This window comes from Kitasatospora albolonga (assembly GCA_002082585.1).
In the GTDB taxonomy this organism is placed as follows: Bacteria; Actinomycetota; Actinomycetes; order Streptomycetales; family Streptomycetaceae; genus Streptomyces; species Streptomyces stephensoniae.
Window position 1 is genome coordinate 4823216 of record CP020563.1, and the last position, 15166, is coordinate 4838381.

General features: G+C 73.1%; 15 protein-coding genes. 12 read left to right on the plus strand and 3 right to left on the minus strand.

The annotated features are described in order from the left end of the window. Window positions 1–123: 123 nt before the first annotated feature. From B7C62_21220 to B7C62_21235, 4 genes are all read left to right on the plus strand, one after another. Window positions 124–1050, plus strand: coding sequence for a menaquinone biosynthesis protein (locus B7C62_21220; GenBank protein ID ARF74473.1), 927 nt, complete (start codon window positions 124–126; stop codon window positions 1048–1050). Between the two features lie 350 nt (window positions 1051–1400). Continuing rightward, the gene (locus tag B7C62_21225) at window positions 1401–3311 is read left to right on the plus strand and encodes a serine/threonine protein kinase (protein ID ARF74474.1); all 1911 of its coding nucleotides are present in this window, start codon (window positions 1401–1403) and stop codon (window positions 3309–3311) included. A 71-nt stretch (window positions 3312–3382) separates the two neighbouring features. After that, on the plus strand, window positions 3383–4582 hold the full coding sequence (locus tag B7C62_21230) for a dehypoxanthine futalosine cyclase (protein ID ARF74475.1): 1200 nt from the start codon (window positions 3383–3385) through the stop codon (window positions 4580–4582). Window positions 4583–4589: 7 nt separating this feature from the next. Further along, window positions 4590–5264 (plus strand): hypothetical protein, encoded by a 675-nt coding sequence (locus B7C62_21235; protein ID ARF74476.1) that lies wholly within the window; start codon window positions 4590–4592, stop codon window positions 5262–5264. Between the two features lie 26 nt (window positions 5265–5290). Here B7C62_21235 and B7C62_21240 read toward each other — a convergent pair whose 3' ends face one another. Further along, the gene (locus tag B7C62_21240) at window positions 5291–6316 is read right to left on the minus strand and encodes a hypothetical protein (GenBank protein ARF74477.1); all 1026 of its coding nucleotides are present in this window, start codon (window positions 6314–6316) and stop codon (window positions 5291–5293) included. Between the two features lie 24 nt (window positions 6317–6340). On the opposite strand from B7C62_21240, the gene B7C62_21245 reads away from it, so the two are divergent. Continuing rightward, window positions 6341–6811, plus strand: a complete 471-nt coding sequence (locus tag B7C62_21245; protein ARF74478.1) for a hypothetical protein — start codon at window positions 6341–6343, stop codon at window positions 6809–6811. Here B7C62_21245 and B7C62_21250 read toward each other — a convergent pair. Beyond that, entirely contained in the window at window positions 6793–7341 is a 549-nt protein-coding gene (locus B7C62_21250) for a SigE family RNA polymerase sigma factor (GenBank protein ID ARF74479.1), read from the minus strand. The two genes, B7C62_21245 and B7C62_21250, sit on opposite strands and share 19 nt — an antisense overlap. Window positions 7342–7813: 472 nt before the next feature. Here B7C62_21250 and B7C62_21255 point away from each other — a divergent pair, with 472 nt between their 5' ends. The 5 genes from B7C62_21255 to B7C62_21275 are packed head-to-tail and all read left to right on the plus strand — an operon-like array spanning window position 7814 to window position 12284. Beyond that, complete coding sequence (locus B7C62_21255; protein ID ARF74480.1) at window positions 7814–8689, plus strand: ABC transporter permease; 876 nt, start codon at window positions 7814–7816, stop codon at window positions 8687–8689. 52 nt (window positions 8690–8741) lie between these two features. Continuing rightward, complete coding sequence (locus B7C62_21260) at window positions 8742–9794, plus strand: glycine/betaine ABC transporter substrate-binding protein (protein ID ARF74481.1); 1053 nt, start codon at window positions 8742–8744, stop codon at window positions 9792–9794. Then, a complete protein-coding gene (locus tag B7C62_21265) occupies window positions 9778–10605 on the plus strand; it encodes an ABC transporter (protein ID ARF74482.1) in 828 nt (275 codons plus the stop codon). The genes B7C62_21260 and B7C62_21265 overlap by 17 nt, the downstream gene beginning before the upstream one ends. Window positions 10606–10637: 32 nt before the next feature. Continuing rightward, complete coding sequence (locus tag B7C62_21270; GenBank protein ID ARF74483.1) at window positions 10638–11561, plus strand: taurine dioxygenase; 924 nt, start codon at window positions 10638–10640, stop codon at window positions 11559–11561. Window positions 11562–11591: 30 nt separating this feature from the next. Continuing rightward, the gene (locus B7C62_21275) at window positions 11592–12284 is read left to right on the plus strand and encodes a bifunctional demethylmenaquinone methyltransferase/2-methoxy-6-polyprenyl-1,4-benzoquinol methylase (GenBank protein ARF74484.1); all 693 of its coding nucleotides are present in this window, start codon (window positions 11592–11594) and stop codon (window positions 12282–12284) included. 13 nt (window positions 12285–12297) lie between these two features. Here B7C62_21275 and B7C62_21280 read toward each other — a convergent pair whose 3' ends face one another. Next, on the minus strand, window positions 12298–12828 hold the full coding sequence (locus B7C62_21280; GenBank protein ID ARF74485.1) for a GNAT family N-acetyltransferase: 531 nt from the start codon (window positions 12826–12828) through the stop codon (window positions 12298–12300). Window positions 12829–12925: 97 nt separating this feature from the next. On the opposite strand from B7C62_21280, the gene B7C62_21285 reads away from it, so the two are divergent. Both B7C62_21285 and B7C62_21290 read left to right on the plus strand, forming a co-directional pair. Further along, window positions 12926–14209: a drug:proton antiporter gene (locus tag B7C62_21285; GenBank protein ARF74486.1), complete on the plus strand. Its 1284-nt coding sequence runs from the start codon at window positions 12926–12928 to the stop codon at window positions 14207–14209. Window positions 14210–14219: 10 nt separating this feature from the next. Then, a complete protein-coding gene (locus B7C62_21290; protein ARF74487.1) occupies window positions 14220–15095 on the plus strand; it encodes a GNAT family N-acetyltransferase in 876 nt (291 codons plus the stop codon). Window positions 15096–15166: the final 71 nt, after the last annotated feature.

The following is a 15166-nucleotide window of genomic DNA, read 5'->3' on the forward strand; positions in this document are numbered from 1 at the left end:
GGGCGCGGACAGGGCGCGGACAAGGTGCGGGACGGGCGTGGGAGGGGTGCGGGAGGGGCGCGGAAGGGGTGTGCGGGGCGCCCCGGTGGTGCCCGCCGCCGGAGGCGGGTCTAGCCTCGCGATGTGGACAATTCAACCGTCTCGGCCAGTGAACCCGCCTCTGCCCGTGCTGACGCGGGCGCCGTCGCACCCGGCGGCGCAGGCGACGACCGTCGCAGCCGGCCGCGCGTCGGCCACATCCAGTTCCTGAACTGCCTCCCCCTCTACTGGGGCCTGGCGCGTACGGGAACCCTGCTCGACCTGGAGCTCTCGAAGGACACCCCGGAGAGGCTCAGCGAGCAGCTGATCAGGGGCGATCTGGACATCGGCCCGGTCACCCTCGTGGAGTACCTGCGCAACGCCGACGACCTGGTGGCCTTCCCGGACATCGCGGTCGGCTGCGACGGGCCCGTCATGTCCTGCGTGATCGTCTCCCAGCTCCCGCTGGACCGGCTCGACCGGGCCCGGGTCGCGCTCGGCTCCACCTCGCGCACCTCCGTACGCCTGGCCCAGCTGCTGCTGGCCGAGCGGTACGGGGTCCGGCCCGACTACTACACCTGCCCGCCCGACCTGGGGCTGATGATGCAGGAGGCGGACGCGGCCGTCCTGATCGGCGACGCCGCCCTGCGCGCCAACCTGCACGACGCCCCCCGCCTCGGGCTCCAGGTCCACGACCTGGGCCAGATGTGGAAGGAGTGGACGGGGCTGCCGTTCGTCTTCGCCGTCTGGGCGGCCCGCAAGGACTTCCTGGCCGCCCACCCCGAGACGGCCGCCAAGGTGCACGAGGCGTTCCTCGCCTCCCGGGACCTCTCCCTGGAGGAGGTCACCAAGGTCGCGGAGCAGGCGGCCCGCTGGGAGGCTTTCGACGCCGGGGTGCTGGAGGAGTACTTCACGACCCTCGACTTCCGCTTCGGCCCGGAGCAGCTGGCCGGTGTCCGCGAGTTCGCCCGCCGGACCGGACCGGACACCGGATACCCGGCGGATGTGAACGTGGAGCTGCTCGGCGGTTGAGCCGAACCGGGGAACCGGTCCGCGGAACCGGGGAATGGAGAGAATTCGCTTTTCCGTTCCCGGGCCGTGAATGGAGAGTCGGCGCAACAGCACATTCGCGCCTTTCCCCGGGGCGAAAACATCCCCTCCTGCCCTGAGAAGGGGGAATGGTCCGGCTGTTTCCCGGTGACCGCGCCGGTGGCGCCCCCTAGGCTTCGGTCCGAGTCCGGACCGTCTGCGAGGTTCTCAGCGGTCCACCGGGACCGGCGGCGCGCGAGGCCAGGGGTCCCGAGGGGTAAGGGGTCCACAGGGGCCAGTGGTCCACCGGGCCCAGCCGTTCACCGGGTTCAGCCGTTCACAGGGGAGTCCATATGCAGCCGCTGGAAGCGGGCGAACCGCGCACCATCGGTGCCTACCGGCTGCTCGGCAGGCTCGGCGCGGGCGGTATGGGCCGGGTCTATCTGGGGCGCAGCGTCGGCGGCCGTACGGTCGCGGTCAAGGTCGTCCACCCGCACTTCGCCCTGGACGAGCAGTTCCGCGCCCGGTTCCGGCGCGAGGTCGAGTCCGCGCGGCGGATCGGCGCGCAGTGGACCGCCCCGGTCCTGGACGCCGACCCGGACGCCCCGGTGCCATGGGTGGCCACGGGGTACGTCGCCGGGCCGCCGCTCTCCCAGGCGATCACCGAGCACGGCCCGCTGCCCGAACACGCGGTCCGCGCCCTGGGCGCCGGGCTCGCCGAGGCCCTCCACGTGGTCCACGGCCAGGGCATCGTCCACCGCGATGTGAAGCCCTCCAACGTGCTGCTGGCCCTGGACGGCCCCCGCCTCATCGACTTCGGCATCGCCCGGGCCCTCGGCGCGACCGTCTCGCTCACCTCCACCGGGGTCTCCGTCGGCTCGCCCGGCTACATGGCGCCCGAGCAGATCCGGGGCCGGGACGTCTCGGGGGCGGCGGACGTCTTCTCGCTGGGCGCGGTCCTGGCGTACGCGGCGACCGGCGAGGCCCCCTTCCCCGGCGACTCCTCCGCCGTACTCCTCTACAAGGTGGTGCACGAGGAGCCCGAACTCGGCGACCTGGAGGGCGACCTGCGCGAGGTGGTCGCCGGGTGCCTGGCCAAGGACCCGGACGCCCGTCCCACTCCGGCCGACCTCGCCCGCACCCTGGCTCCGGACGGGGCGGCGTCGATGGTGGCGGCGGGGTGGCTGCCGGGCCGCCTGGTGGGCGAGGTCAGCCGGTCGGCGGTGGCGCTGCTGGACCTGGAACCGCAGGACGCGCCGCCGGTCTCGGGCCCGGTGCCGTTCAGCAGCGCGTCCCTGGGGGCGGGGGCCGGGCCGGGGGCGGCGGCGCACGAAGGTTCCGGCCGCGATGGACGCACGGGCTCCGACTTCCGTACGGGCTCCGAACCCGACTCCCGTACGACCTCCGGCCCTGACTCCCGTACGGGGTCCGAATCCGACCCCCGTACGGGCCCCGCACCCGGCTCGCGTACCGGCTCCGACCCCCGTACCGGCGCCGGACCCGACACCGGCCTCCTCGGGGTCTTCGGCCCGCCCCTCATCCACGTACCGGACACCCCGCCCCCGCCCACCGCGCCCCCGGACGGCTTCCCCGGGCAGCGGGGCCACGACCCCCGGTTCTCCGTCACCGTCACCGCCGACGCGCAGACGGGCCCGGGCGCGGGCTCCGGCGCGGGCGCGCGCCGGAGCCGCCGGGTGAGCTGCACCGTCGCCCTGGCCGTGGCGGGCTCGTTCGCGGTCGTCGCCCTCGGCTCGGGCCTGCTCGACGGGCTCTTCCCGGGCCTGGGCGGCGACGCGGACCGCCGCAAGGGGGACGACATCGCCGCCACACCCCCCTCCGCGACGGCCCCGTCCGAGGACCCCTCCGACGCGGGCGAGGCCCCGCCGAGCGAGGTGCCGAAGGCGTTCGTCGGCACCTGGGAAGGCCCGCTGACGGAGAAGACGACCGGGCACCCGCACGGCACCCTCACCGCCGTGTTCAGCGAGGGCGGAAAGGGCGCCCAGGTGGTCAGGATGTCCAACACCATCTCCCAGCTCGGTATCACCGTCACCTGCAACAGCGTCGGCACCCTCACCTCCGGCACCGCGAAGGAGCTGAGGGTCCGCGAGCGCACCGACCCGGACCGCCCGAGCACCCCGGGCTTCTGCACCACCACCGAGGCCGACCTCGTCTTCCGGCTCACCGACGACGGAACGCTCGGCTACCGCTCGCAGGAGCGCGGCGCGGGCCTCCCGTACGGGAACCTCACCCGGTCCGGCCGCTGACGGCACAAGGGGCTGGCGTACGCTGGATCGGTCCGAGGTTCCCCCAAAAACCGCCGAAAGGTGACAGCCCGGTGACCGAGAAGGCCGACCTTCAGCCCGTCCTCGACCGAGCCGCCGAGGGCGGTCGGATCACTCCGGAGGAGGCGCTCGACCTCTACCGTTCGGCGCCGCTGCACGCGCTGGGGTCAGCCGCGGACGCCGTACGCCGACGCCGTTACGCCGGTACGGAGCACATCGCGACGTACATCATCGAGCGGAACATCAACTACACCAACGTGTGTGTGACGGCCTGCAAGTTCTGCGCCTTTTACGCGCCCCCCAAGGACAAGGCCAAGGGCTGGACCCGGAACATCGAGGACATCCTGCGCCGTTGCGCGGAGACCGTCGAGCTCGGCGGCACCCAGATCATGTTCCAGGGCGGCCACCACCCGGACTTCGGCGTGGAGTACTACGAGGAGCACTTCTCCGCGATCAAGAAGGCGTTCCCGCAGCTGGTCATCCACTCCCTGGGCGCCTCCGAGATCGAGCACATGGCCCGGATCTCCAAGGTCTCCGCCGAGGAGGCCATCGCCCGTATCCACGCGGCCGGGCTCGACTCCTTCGCGGGCGCGGGCGCCGAGCTGCTGCCCGCCCGGCCGCGCACCGCCATCGCCCCGCTCAAGGAGTCCGGCGAGCGGTGGCTGGAGATCATGGAGATCGCGCACGGCCTCGGCGTCGAGTCCACCTCCACCATGCTGATGGGGACCGGCGAGACCAACGCCGAGCGCATCGAGCACCTGCGGATGATCCGGGACGTCCAGGACCGTACGGGCGGCTTCCGCGCCTTCATCCCGTACACCTACCAGCCGGAGAACAACAAGCTGAAGGGCCGCACGCAGGCCACGCTCTTCGAGTACCTGCGGATGATCGCCATCGCCCGGCTCTTCCTCGACAACGTGGCCCACATCCAGGGCTCCTGGCTGACCACCGGCAAGGAGGTCGGCCAGCTGTCGCTGCACTACGGCGCCGACGACCTCGGCTCGATCATGCTGGAGGAGAACGTCGTCTCCTCGGCCGGTGCCAAGCACCGCTCCAACCGGCTGGAGATCATCGACCTGATCCGCAAGGCGGACCGGGTCCCGGCGCAGCGCGCCACGACGTACGAGCACCTCGTCGTGCACGACGACCCGGCGAACGACCCGGTCGACGAGCGGGTGGTCTCGCACATCTCCTCGACTGCGATCGAGGGCGGCACGGCCCACCCGGAGCTGAAGCTCCTCAACGCCAACTAGCCCTCCTGTGCTGACGATTCACGCCGCGCCGCTGGTCCTTCCGGTCGGTGCGGCGGCTTTCGTGGAGGGCGCCGTGGCCGTGGACGGCGACCGGATCGCCGCCATCGGCCCGTACGAGGAGGTCGTCGCCGCCCACCCGGCGGCCCGGGTCCGCCGCTGGCCCGGCCTCCTCACCCCCGGGCTCCGCCAGGACCGGGCCCGGGAGCTGCTCACCCGCTGCTACCACCCGGACCCGCGCGAGGCGGACGAGCTGGGCGAACTGCCGCTGTGGGGCGAGGAGTTCGACCGGCTCGCGGCGACGATGGACCCGGCCCGGCGGGCGGGCAGCGTACGGCGCGGACTCCAGCGGATGCTGCGGTACGGCACCACACATGTGGTGGGCCCGTTCGACGCGGACGATCCCGTGCTGCGGGCGGCCGTGAACCGGTCGGGGCTGGTCCAACTGCCTTCAAGGGATGGTCCGTCGAGGCTGGCCGGGGCGTCGTCCCCTGGTCCCGCGGACCTGGACCCCTTCGCGTACGGCGGCGATCTCGCCTCCACCGTCCACGGCCCGCTGACCGTGGGCGCCCGTGCGGACTTCGCCGTCTTCGACGTGCCCGACGGGGCGGCCCTGTGCGCGGGCGGGGCGGTCCGCTGTGTGGCGACGGTGCTCGCGGGACGGCTCGTGCACCGCGCCCGCTGAGCCCGCTCCGCCCGAAGCGCGAGGGCTCACGGCACCGAAGGGCCGCCCAGATAGCGCCCCTTGGCGTCGTACGGCCAGGCGTTGGCGACGCACCCCTTCAGCCCGTCGATCTGCTGCATCATCGCGGGCGCGGGGCGTCCCTTCCCCGGGCAGGTCTCGTGGCCGCGCCCCAGCCAGTGGCCGACCTCGTGGTTGATGATCAGGGCCCGGTACTCGGTGACCGGCCCGTCGAACTGCGGTGAACCCAGCTGCCAGCGCTTCAGGTTGACCATGACCTCCTCGCCGCCCCGGCAGTTGACCTCGCCCCGGGTCTTCAGGCCGTACCGGCCGCAGAGCCGGTCCGTGGTCGCCGGGGTGCCTATCCTGACCACCAGCCCGGCCGACTTGTCCGTGACCTGGCGGAACGAGCGCTCGCCGCCGTGGGTCCAGCCGCGCGGGTGGGCCAGGATCGCGGCGATCTCCTCGGCGGCCCGGTCGGGGTCGACGCCGATGCCGTCCTCCACCTCGACCCGGTAGGGCTCGCCCTTGCCGGACTTCGTGACGCCCGCGCGGGCGACGGTGAACGTGCCGGGGCCGGAGGCGGGGACGTCGGAGGCGCGGGGCGGCCGGTCCGTGTCGGCCGGGGGTGTGGGAGCGGGGGCGGGGGAGGGCGGTGCGGTGGTGGGAGGCGCGGTCGGCGGGGCCGGGGCGAGCGGGGTCTCGGCGTTGTCGGCCCCGGACCCGGGACCCGCGTCGGCGGTGACGGACGGGTCCCCGTTCCGCCGGGGGAGGTCGACGAGGACCGCCACCAGCGCCACGGCCGCCAGGGCGAGCACGACGAGCCCCGCCGTCCGGCGCCGGTTCCGCCGTCTTCGCCGCTCGCGGGAACGGGTACGGGAGCGGCTCTCCGTGCGGCCTCTCGGCGCCCGTCCCGGGCCGCCTGCCCTCGTCCCTGCCCCCGCCCCAGTCCCCGTCCCCGGGCGTTCCCCCGGGAGGGCGCGCAGCCGGAACGTCTCGGTGTCGCGGGCCGGTTCCTCGCGCGGCAGCGTGCCCAGACCGCGGCGGCCCGTCACCGGGTCGCCCCGGTGAATGAGGGCGTGGGGCTGGGCGAGGACGTAGCCGAGGGTGTCGGTGTGGGCCGGGGTGAGGACGTGGAGGAGAGCGTGGGCGAGGACGGGGGCGGGGATGTGGGGGAGGGCGGGGACGAGGGGGTCGGCATGCCGGTTACGGGCTCCGTCAGGTCGGGGGAAGGGGGCGGCGCGGGCCGGGTGATGGACGGGCCGGGGGCGGGGGCGCCGGGGTCGGTGTCGGGTGCCGGCCGCACCAAGGGTCCCAGCAGGGCGACCCCCAGCGTCACGGAGGTCACCGCGACGAAGGCGCCCGCCACCGCGAGCCCCCGGCTCCTGGCCCGTCGCCGCCGCCCTTCCCGTACGGCGTCGGGCACCAGGTCGGGCAGCGGGGACAGGGTGTCGGCGGTGCGGGTGAGCGCGTCCCGGAACAGCTCTTCCTCGGGCGAACGCGGCTGTGGTGGTGGCTTCATGACCGGCCCTCAGCTTCCGGTGGAGTAGAGCCGGGCGTCGCCCATGCGGGCGCGCAGCCGGACGAGTGAACGCGAGCACTGGCTCTTGACCGTGGACTCGCTGCACCGCAGCAGCGCGGCGACCCGCTCCACGCTCAGGTCGTCCCAGTACCGCAGGACGACCATCGCCCGGGCCCGGGGCGGGAGTTCGTCGAGCAGGGCGAGCAGGGTGACGCGGAGATCGGCGTGGGCCGCCGGATTGGGCTGCGGGCGGGGTGCGTTGGACCGATGGGCGAGCACGTCCCTCACCGTGCGGCGGCGTTCGGCCACATAGGTGCGGACGAGGACGGTCTTGGCGTAGGCGTCGAGGTTGTCCGCCCGGCTCGCCCGGCGCCAGTGCTGGAACAGCTTGGCGAGGGTCGTCTGCGTCAGGTCCTTCGCGCCTTCCACGTTTCCGCAGAGCAGGTAGGCCGTCCGGTACAGCCGCCGCTGCCCGTCCCGCGCGTACGCCTCGAACGCGGCGCTGTCGCCGTCCGCCCCGCCGGGCCCCGCTCCACCGGGCTCCGCCCCTGCCGGCATCCGCCCTCCCTTTCCTCGCTCACCCCTTACAGAGTTCGCGGGCACGGAAAAGGTTGAAGGCGAATCGCCATCGATTCGCGAGCCCGGTCCGCGGGACGGAACGTCTCACTCCGCGGTACGAACCTGGTGCCTCGCGGAGCGCCTGTGCTAGAACAACTGCCGTGACAGTCGATCGTTTTCTGGTGGAGTGCCTCCACATCGATCTCTGCCGTGTGTCCAGCGCTTCCTGTTGCTGAAGCCCTGCCCGCGGCATCCTCGGTGATGCCCCGACACGTTGACACGTGGACGCGCTGAGACACGCTGACGTCTCCGCCCCCGCTCTCCCCGTGTCTCTTTCCGCCTCCCGGTGTGCGCACCCGTCGGCCGACTCTTCGGCGGGCCCACTCTCCTTGCCTTCCGGCGGTCGCCCGCGCCCGGCTCGCCCCTGAGCCCGGCGTTCCGTTCCGGCCCGCCCTCGTCCCCGGAGCCCTCCATGACCACGCCCACTTCCGTACGGAAACGGGCTGCCGACGCCCCTGCCCCCGCCCCAGCCGTCGGGGCCGAGGGTCGGCGGCCGGAGCGCGGCGCCCGCCTGCGCCGCGTCGGGCTCCGGCTCGTCGCCCTCGCCACCCTGCTCGCGCTCTGGCAGCTGGTGGTCGTCCTCCAGCTCTGGTCGCCGGTCCTGGTGCCCTCGCCCGCTGCCGTGTGGAACGCGCTGCTGGAGACCTCCGGTACGCACGACGGAGTGCGCGGGTACCAGGGCCACACCCTGATCGAGCACCTCGGCATCAGCCTGCGCCGCATCCTCATCGGGGCCGGGGCGGGTGTCGTCGCGGGGCTGGTCGTCGGTGTCCTGATGGGAACGCTGCCGTGGGTACGGGTGGTGCTGGAGCCCGCCGTGGCGTTCCTGCGTACCCTGCCGCCGCTCGCCTACTTCAGCCTGCTGATCATCTGGTTCGGCATCGACGAGGCGCCCAAGCTCTGGCTGCTCGCCATCGCCGCGATGCCGCCGGTCGCCGTGGCCACCGCCTCCGCCGTCGCCTCCGCGCCGACCGCCCTGGTGGAGGCGGCGCGGGCGATCGGGGCCCGGCGCGGGCAGGTCGTGACGTCGGTCGTGCTGCCGTCCGCGCTGCCCGAGATCCTGGTCGGCGTCCGCCTCGCCTTCGGCATCGCGTACTCCTCGGTGGTGGCCGCCGAGACGGTCAACGGCCTGCCGGGCATCGGCGGTCTGATCCGCGACGCCCAGCGCTACAACCAGTCGGACACCGTCATCCTCGGCCTCTTCGCCATCGGCGTCTCCGGCCTGCTCATCGACGCCGGGCTACGGGTGCTGTCGGACCGGCTCGCCCCGTGGCGACGCCACGCGTAAGCCCACCCGCTCTCCCTTCCCTCTCATTCCCTCCCGTACGAAGGAAACACACATGGCCGGAACACGCGGTTGGCTCCGCCTCTCCTCGACCGTCGCGGCACTCGGAGCCCTGGTGGCGGTGACGGCCTGCGGCGGAGGCGGGTCCGCCGACGGGGGCAAGGGCGGCGACAAGACGATACGCATCGCCTACCAGGCGTTCCCCAGCGGCGACCTGATCGTCAAGGAGAAGGGCTGGCTGGAGAAGGCGCTCCCCGGCTACGACATCAAGTGGACCAAGTTCGACTCGGGCGCCAGCATCAACACCGCCTTCGTGGCCGGTTCCGTGGACCTCGCGGCCATCGGCTCCAGCCCGGTCGCCCGGGGTCTCTCCGAGCCGCTGAACATCCCGTACCAGGTCACCTGGGTGCTCGACGTGGCCGGGGAGAACGAGGCGCTCGTCGCCCGTAACGGCTCCGGCATCACCTCCGTCAAGGACCTGGCGGGCAAGAAGGTCGCGACGCCGTTCAGCTCCACCTCGCACTACAGCCTGCTCGCGGCCCTCGACCAGGCCGGGGTGGACGCCTCGAAGGTCCAGCTCCTGGACCTGGAGCCGCAGGACATCCTGGCCGCCTGGACGCGCGGCGACATCGACGCCACGTACGTCTGGCTGCCCACCCTGGAGGAGCTGAAGAAGACCGGCAAGGTGCTCGTCTCCAGCCGCGAACTCGCCGCCGCGGGCAAGCCCACCCTCGACCTCGGCGTCGCCGCCACCAGCTTCCTCAAGGCCCACCCCGACGTGCTGCCCGCCTGGCGCAAGGCCCAGGCCCAGGCGCTCGACCTGATCCACGACGACCCGGACGCCGCGTCCGCCGCCGTCGGCAAGCAGCTCGGCATCAGCCCGGCCGAGGCGGGCGCCCAGCTCCAGCAGGGCATCTTCCTCAAGCCGGCCGAGCAGGCCGACGCGAAGTGGCTCGGCACCCCCGGCAAGGTCGGCGGCCTCGCCGACAACCTGCACAGCGCGGCGCGGTTCCTGGTCGACCAGAAGCAGATCGACGCCGCGCCCGACCTGGAGAAGCTGCGGAAGTCCATCCACGTGGAGGGGCTCACCGATGCCGTCGCTCCCTGACACGGACGCCGCGAGGGCTCCACAGCAACGTGAATCCGCCGCCGTCGTCTCCGTACGCGAGGTCGAGCACACCTACGGCGGCAAGGGCCGGGGCGCGACCCCCGTGACCGCCCTCGGGCCGGTCTCCCTGGAGATCCCGGCCGGGGAGTTCCTCGTCCTCGTCGGCCCCTCCGGCTGCGGCAAGAGCACCCTGCTCCGCCTGATCGCGGGCTTCGAGCGGGCGTCCTCGGGCGAGGTCGAGGTGTTCGGCGAGCGCCCCGAGCCCGGGAACCAGGCGGGCATCGTCTTCCAGCAGCCCCGCCTCTTCCCGTGGCGCACGGTCGGCGACAACGTCGGGCTCGCGCTGAAGTACGCGGGCGTCCCCCGGGCCGAACGGGCGGAGCGCACCGCCGGGTTGCTGGAGCGCGTCGGCCTCGCGGACACCGCGGACCGCCGCGTCTGGCAGATCTCGGGCGGCCAGCAGCAGCGGGTGGCCATCGCCCGCGCGCTGGCGGGCGGGAAGCGGCTGCTGCTGCTCGACGAACCCTTCGCCGCGCTCGACGCGCTGACCCGGGAGCGGCTCCAGGAGGACCTGCGCACGGTCTCCGCCGAGACCGGGACCACCTCGGTCTTCGTCACCCACAGCGTGGACGAGGCGGTGTTCCTCGGCACCCGCACGGTGGTGCTCAGCGCGCGGCCGGGGCAGGTCGCCCTGGACCTCCCCATCGGCCTGCCGCGCTCCGGGACCGGCCCCGACGAACTGCGCGGGCTGCCGGAGTACGCCGCGCTGCGCGCCGAGATCGGTACGGCGGTACGCGACGCGGCCCGCTGACGTACCCGTACGACCACCGAGCGAGGAGAACCATGACCCTCACGACCGCCCCCGCCCTCCGCGACCACCGCATCCCCGCCGACGGCCTCTACGAGGGCCCGCGCACCCTGCGCCGCGTCCCGGAGGGGTGGACGGACCGACCGTACGAGCTCTTCGAGCTGGTGCCGCGCGGCCGGGTGATCGGCGCCGAGATCCACGGCGTCGACCTGTCCCGCCCCCTGGAACCGGCCGTGCGCGCCGAGCTGGACCGGGCGCTGCTGGAGTGGAAGGTGCTGTTCTTCCGGGAGCAGCACCTCACCTCGCTCCAGCAGCGGGCGTTCGCCGGGCACTGGGGCGAGCTGGAGACCAACCCGCTGCTCGCGACCGGCGACGACCCGGAGGTGGCCCGCCTCGACCGCACCGAGGTCCCCACCTTCGAGAACGTCTGGCACGCGGACGTCACCTTCCGCGAGCGCCCGGCGCTCGGCGCGGTCCTCCAGCTGCGCGAGGTCCCGCCGGTGGGCGGGGACACGCTGTGGGCGGACATGGCGGCGGCGTACGACAACCTGCCCGAGGAGGTGAAGGAGCGCATCGAGGGGGCGCGGGCGGTGCACGACTTCATCCCCGGGTTCTCCCGCTTCTCCCCGCCGGAGCGGCTGGCCCCGCTCCAGGAGCGGTTCCCGCCGGTCGAGCACCCGGTGGTGCGGCGCCACCCGGTCACGGGCCGCCGGACGATCTTCGTCAACGCGTCCTTCACCACCCGGATCGTGGGCTTCGAGCAGGAGGAGAGCGACCGCCTCCTGCGCCTGCTGTTCCAGCAGGCGCACGCGCCGGAGTTCCAGGTGCGGTACGGCTGGCGGGCGGGCGATGTCGCATTCTGGGACAACCGGGCCACCCAGCACTACGCGGTCAACGACTACGCCCCGCACCGCCGGATCGCGGAACGGGTGGCCATCGCGGGGGACCGCCCCCACTGACGTACGGGGGCGGGCTGCTTGAATGGAAGGGTGACCCGAGCCTCCCTGGACAAGCAGCCGCACGAAGTCGCCTCGATGTTCGACGGTGTGGCGGCCAACTACGACCTGACCAACGACGTGATCTCGCTGGGCCAGGCCCGACTGTGGCGCAAGGCGGTCGCGGCGGCGGTCGACGCCCGCCCCGCGCAGAAGATCCTCGACCTGGCGGCGGGCACCGCGACCTCCTCGCAGCCCTTCGCCCGGGCCGGCGCCTATGTCGTCCCGTGCGACTTCTCGCTCGGCATGCTGGAGGTGGGCAAGCGCCGCCACCCGTGGATGCCGTTCACGGCGGGTGACGGGATGCGGCTGCCGTTCAAGGACGAGGTGTTCGACACCGTCACGATCTCCTTCGGCCTGCGCAACATCCAGGACACCGAGACCGCGCTCCGCGAGCTGTACCGGGTGACGAAGCCGGGCGGCCGGGTCGTGATCTGCGAGTTCTCGCAGCCGACGTGGGCCCCGTTCCGCACGGTGTACACGGAGTACCTGATGCGCGCGCTCCCGCCCACCGCACGGGCGGTCGCCTCCAACCCGGACGCGTACGTCTATCTCGCCGAGTCCATCCGCGCCTGGCCCGACCAGCCCGGCCTCGCCGCACTCCTGCAGAAGGCGGGCTGGTCGAAGGTGGCGTGGCGCAACCTGACCGGCGGCGTGGTGGCCCTGCACCGGGCCACCCGCGCCTGAGCCTTCCCGGTCGCTACAACTCCAGCCGGAAGCAGTACGCCTCCAGACCGCTGCTGGTGGTGAACGTCTCCGCCTGCCGCATCCCGAGCCGCTCCGCCACTGCGATCGACCGGGCGTTGCGGGAGTTCACCATCGCGACGACGTCCGGCACCCCCGCCGCCCGCAGCCGCTCCAGCGTGGTGCGGGCGGCGGCGGTGGCGTACCCCCGGCCCCAGGCCGCACGCGCCAGCCGCCAGCCGATCTCGATCGCGCCGACCGGACCGAAGTGCGTATGCGGCCACGGCTGTGCGCCCGTGAAGCCGAGCACGGTGTCATCCTCGTCGGTGAGGGTCCACAGGCAGTACCCGAGCTCCGCGTCGTGCCGCCGCTGGCGCGCGGTGAGCTCCTCGTAGACGGAGAACTCCGCGCTCCGGCCGCCGTGGAACTCCATCACCTCGGGGTCGTCGAAGATCCGGTGCCAGACCAGGGTGTCCTCGTCGGTCGGTACGCGCAGGCGTACGGGGGGAGCGGGGGCGGTGGGCGGCGGAACAGGTGCTATCGACATGAGGGAGCCCTTCGGAGGGTTGTTCAGCAGGCCCCCATAGACTGCACGGGACATGTGCCGCGCGGCACGCGAATTCGAGTCTTCGGGAGATCCGACCGTGACCGAGCCCCTCTCCGAGCACAGCGCGGACGTGATCGTCGTCGGAGCGGGCCCAGCCGGCTCCACGACCGCGTACTACCTCGCCAAGGCCGGACTCGACGTCCTGCTCCTGGAAAAGACGGCCTTCCCCCGGGAGAAGGTCTGCGGCGACGGCCTCACACCGCGCGCCACGAAACAGCTCGTCGCCATGGGGATCGACATCTCCGAAGAGGCGGGCTGGCTGCGCAACAAGGGCCTGCGCATCATCGGCGGCGGTGTCCGGCTCCAGCTGGACTGGCCGGATCTCGCCTCCTACCCGGACTACGGGCTGGTCCGTAAGCGCGACGACTTCGACGAGCAGCTCGCCCAGCAGGCGCAGAAGGCCGGCGCCCGCCTCTACGAGCGCTGCAACGTGGGCGCCCCGATCCGGGACGAGCGCACCGGCCGGATCACCGGCGTGGAGACGCGGGTCGGTGAGGAGAAGACCCCGGTCACCTTCCACGCCCCGCTCGTCGTCGCCGCCGACGGCAACTCGACCCGGCTCTCCCTCGCGATGGGCCTGCACCGCCGCGAGGACCGCCCGATGGGCGTCGCCGTGCGGACGTACTTCACCTCGCCCCGCCACGACGACGACTACCTGGAATCCTGGCTGGAACTGTGGGACAAGCGCGGCGCCCAGGACCGGCTGCTGCCCGGCTACGGCTGGATCTTCGGCATGGGCGACGGCACCTCCAACGTGGGCCTCGGCATCCTCAACTCCTCCTCCGCCTTCAAGGAGCTGGACTGGCGCGAGGTCCTCAAGGCGTGGTGCGCCTCCATGCCGGAGGAGTGGGGCTTCACCCCGGAGAACATGACGATCCCGATCCGGGGCGCCGCTCTCCCCATGGCCTTCAACCGCCAGCCGCACTACACCAAGGGCCTCCTCCTCGTCGGGGACGCGGGCGGCATGGTCAACCCGTTCAACGGCGAGGGCATCGCGTACGCCATGGAGTCGGGCCAGATCGCGGCCGACGTCATCGTCCAGGCCCACGCCCGCGCCACCCCCGCCCAGCGCGAACTGGCCCTGAACAACTACCCGAAGGTGCTCAAGGAGACCTACGGCGGCTACTACACGATGGGCCGCGCCTTCGTGAAGCTGATCGGCAACCCGAAGGTCATGAAGGTCGCCACCCAGCGCGGCCTGACGCACCCGCTGCTGATGAAGTTCACGCTGAAGATGCTGGCCAACCTGACCGACCCGCAGGGCGGCGACGCGATGGACCGCATCATCAACGGGCTGTCCAAGGTGGCCCCGAAAGCCTGAGGCCCGCCGGATGTCCGTCCCGCTGCTCCGCCCCTTCACCCCCGCCGACCTCCCGGCGGTCCTGGCCCTGATCGACGAGGACCGGCTCCCCGGCCAGCCGCGCGCCACGCCCGAGCTGTTCGCGGAGGCGTCGAAGGGGAGCACGGAGGCGGACGGCCACTGGTGGGGCGCGTACGAGGCGCCGGAGGTCCAGGTGGCGGTCGGCTCCGGCGGCAGGGTCGTCGGGGCGGTCGCCTGCGCCCGGCGTACGGAGGACGGGACGGGCCTGATCCCGTGGCTGCACTGCCGGGAGGACGCGGCGGTGGCCGACACGCTGCTCGCCCACGCCGCGGTGGTCCTGCCGTCAGCGGGCCCGGTCGACGCGTTCCCGTTCGCCACCGCGCTCACCCAGGGCCTCGAAGGGCTCCCGGCCGGCCACCGCCCCGTGACCCACGCGGCGTTGGAGCGCGCCGGTTACGCCGGGGAACGCCTCTGGCGCTATATGCGCGCCGACCTCCCCCGCCCCGGCCTGCCCCGCGCCGAGGGCGTACGGGTGGGCCCCGCGCCGGACCGAGGGGCCGCACAGCGCCTGGAGGTCGTACGGGACGGACGGCCCGTGGCCGAGGCGGTGATCGGCCACCCGGTGCAGGGGATCGGCGTTCTGTGGTGGATCGAGGTCGAGGAGGCGGTACGGGGACACGGCCTCGGCCGCGCCCTGCTCGGCTCCGCCCTCGACGCGCTCGGCGGACTCGGCGCCACACAGGCGGTCCTGTACGTGGACGACGACGAGCCCCCGGGCGGCGAGCGCGACCGTACGGCGGCCAACCGGCTGTACGCGTCGGCGGGGTTCGCGGAGGTGGACCACGTGTGGTCGTACGCCCTGAGGGACGCGACCGCCCGGCCCTGACACCGTCGCCGTACACGCCACCCGTATCACCCCACGCGCGATATGCGTCCGTGCGCGATAGGTGTCAACGC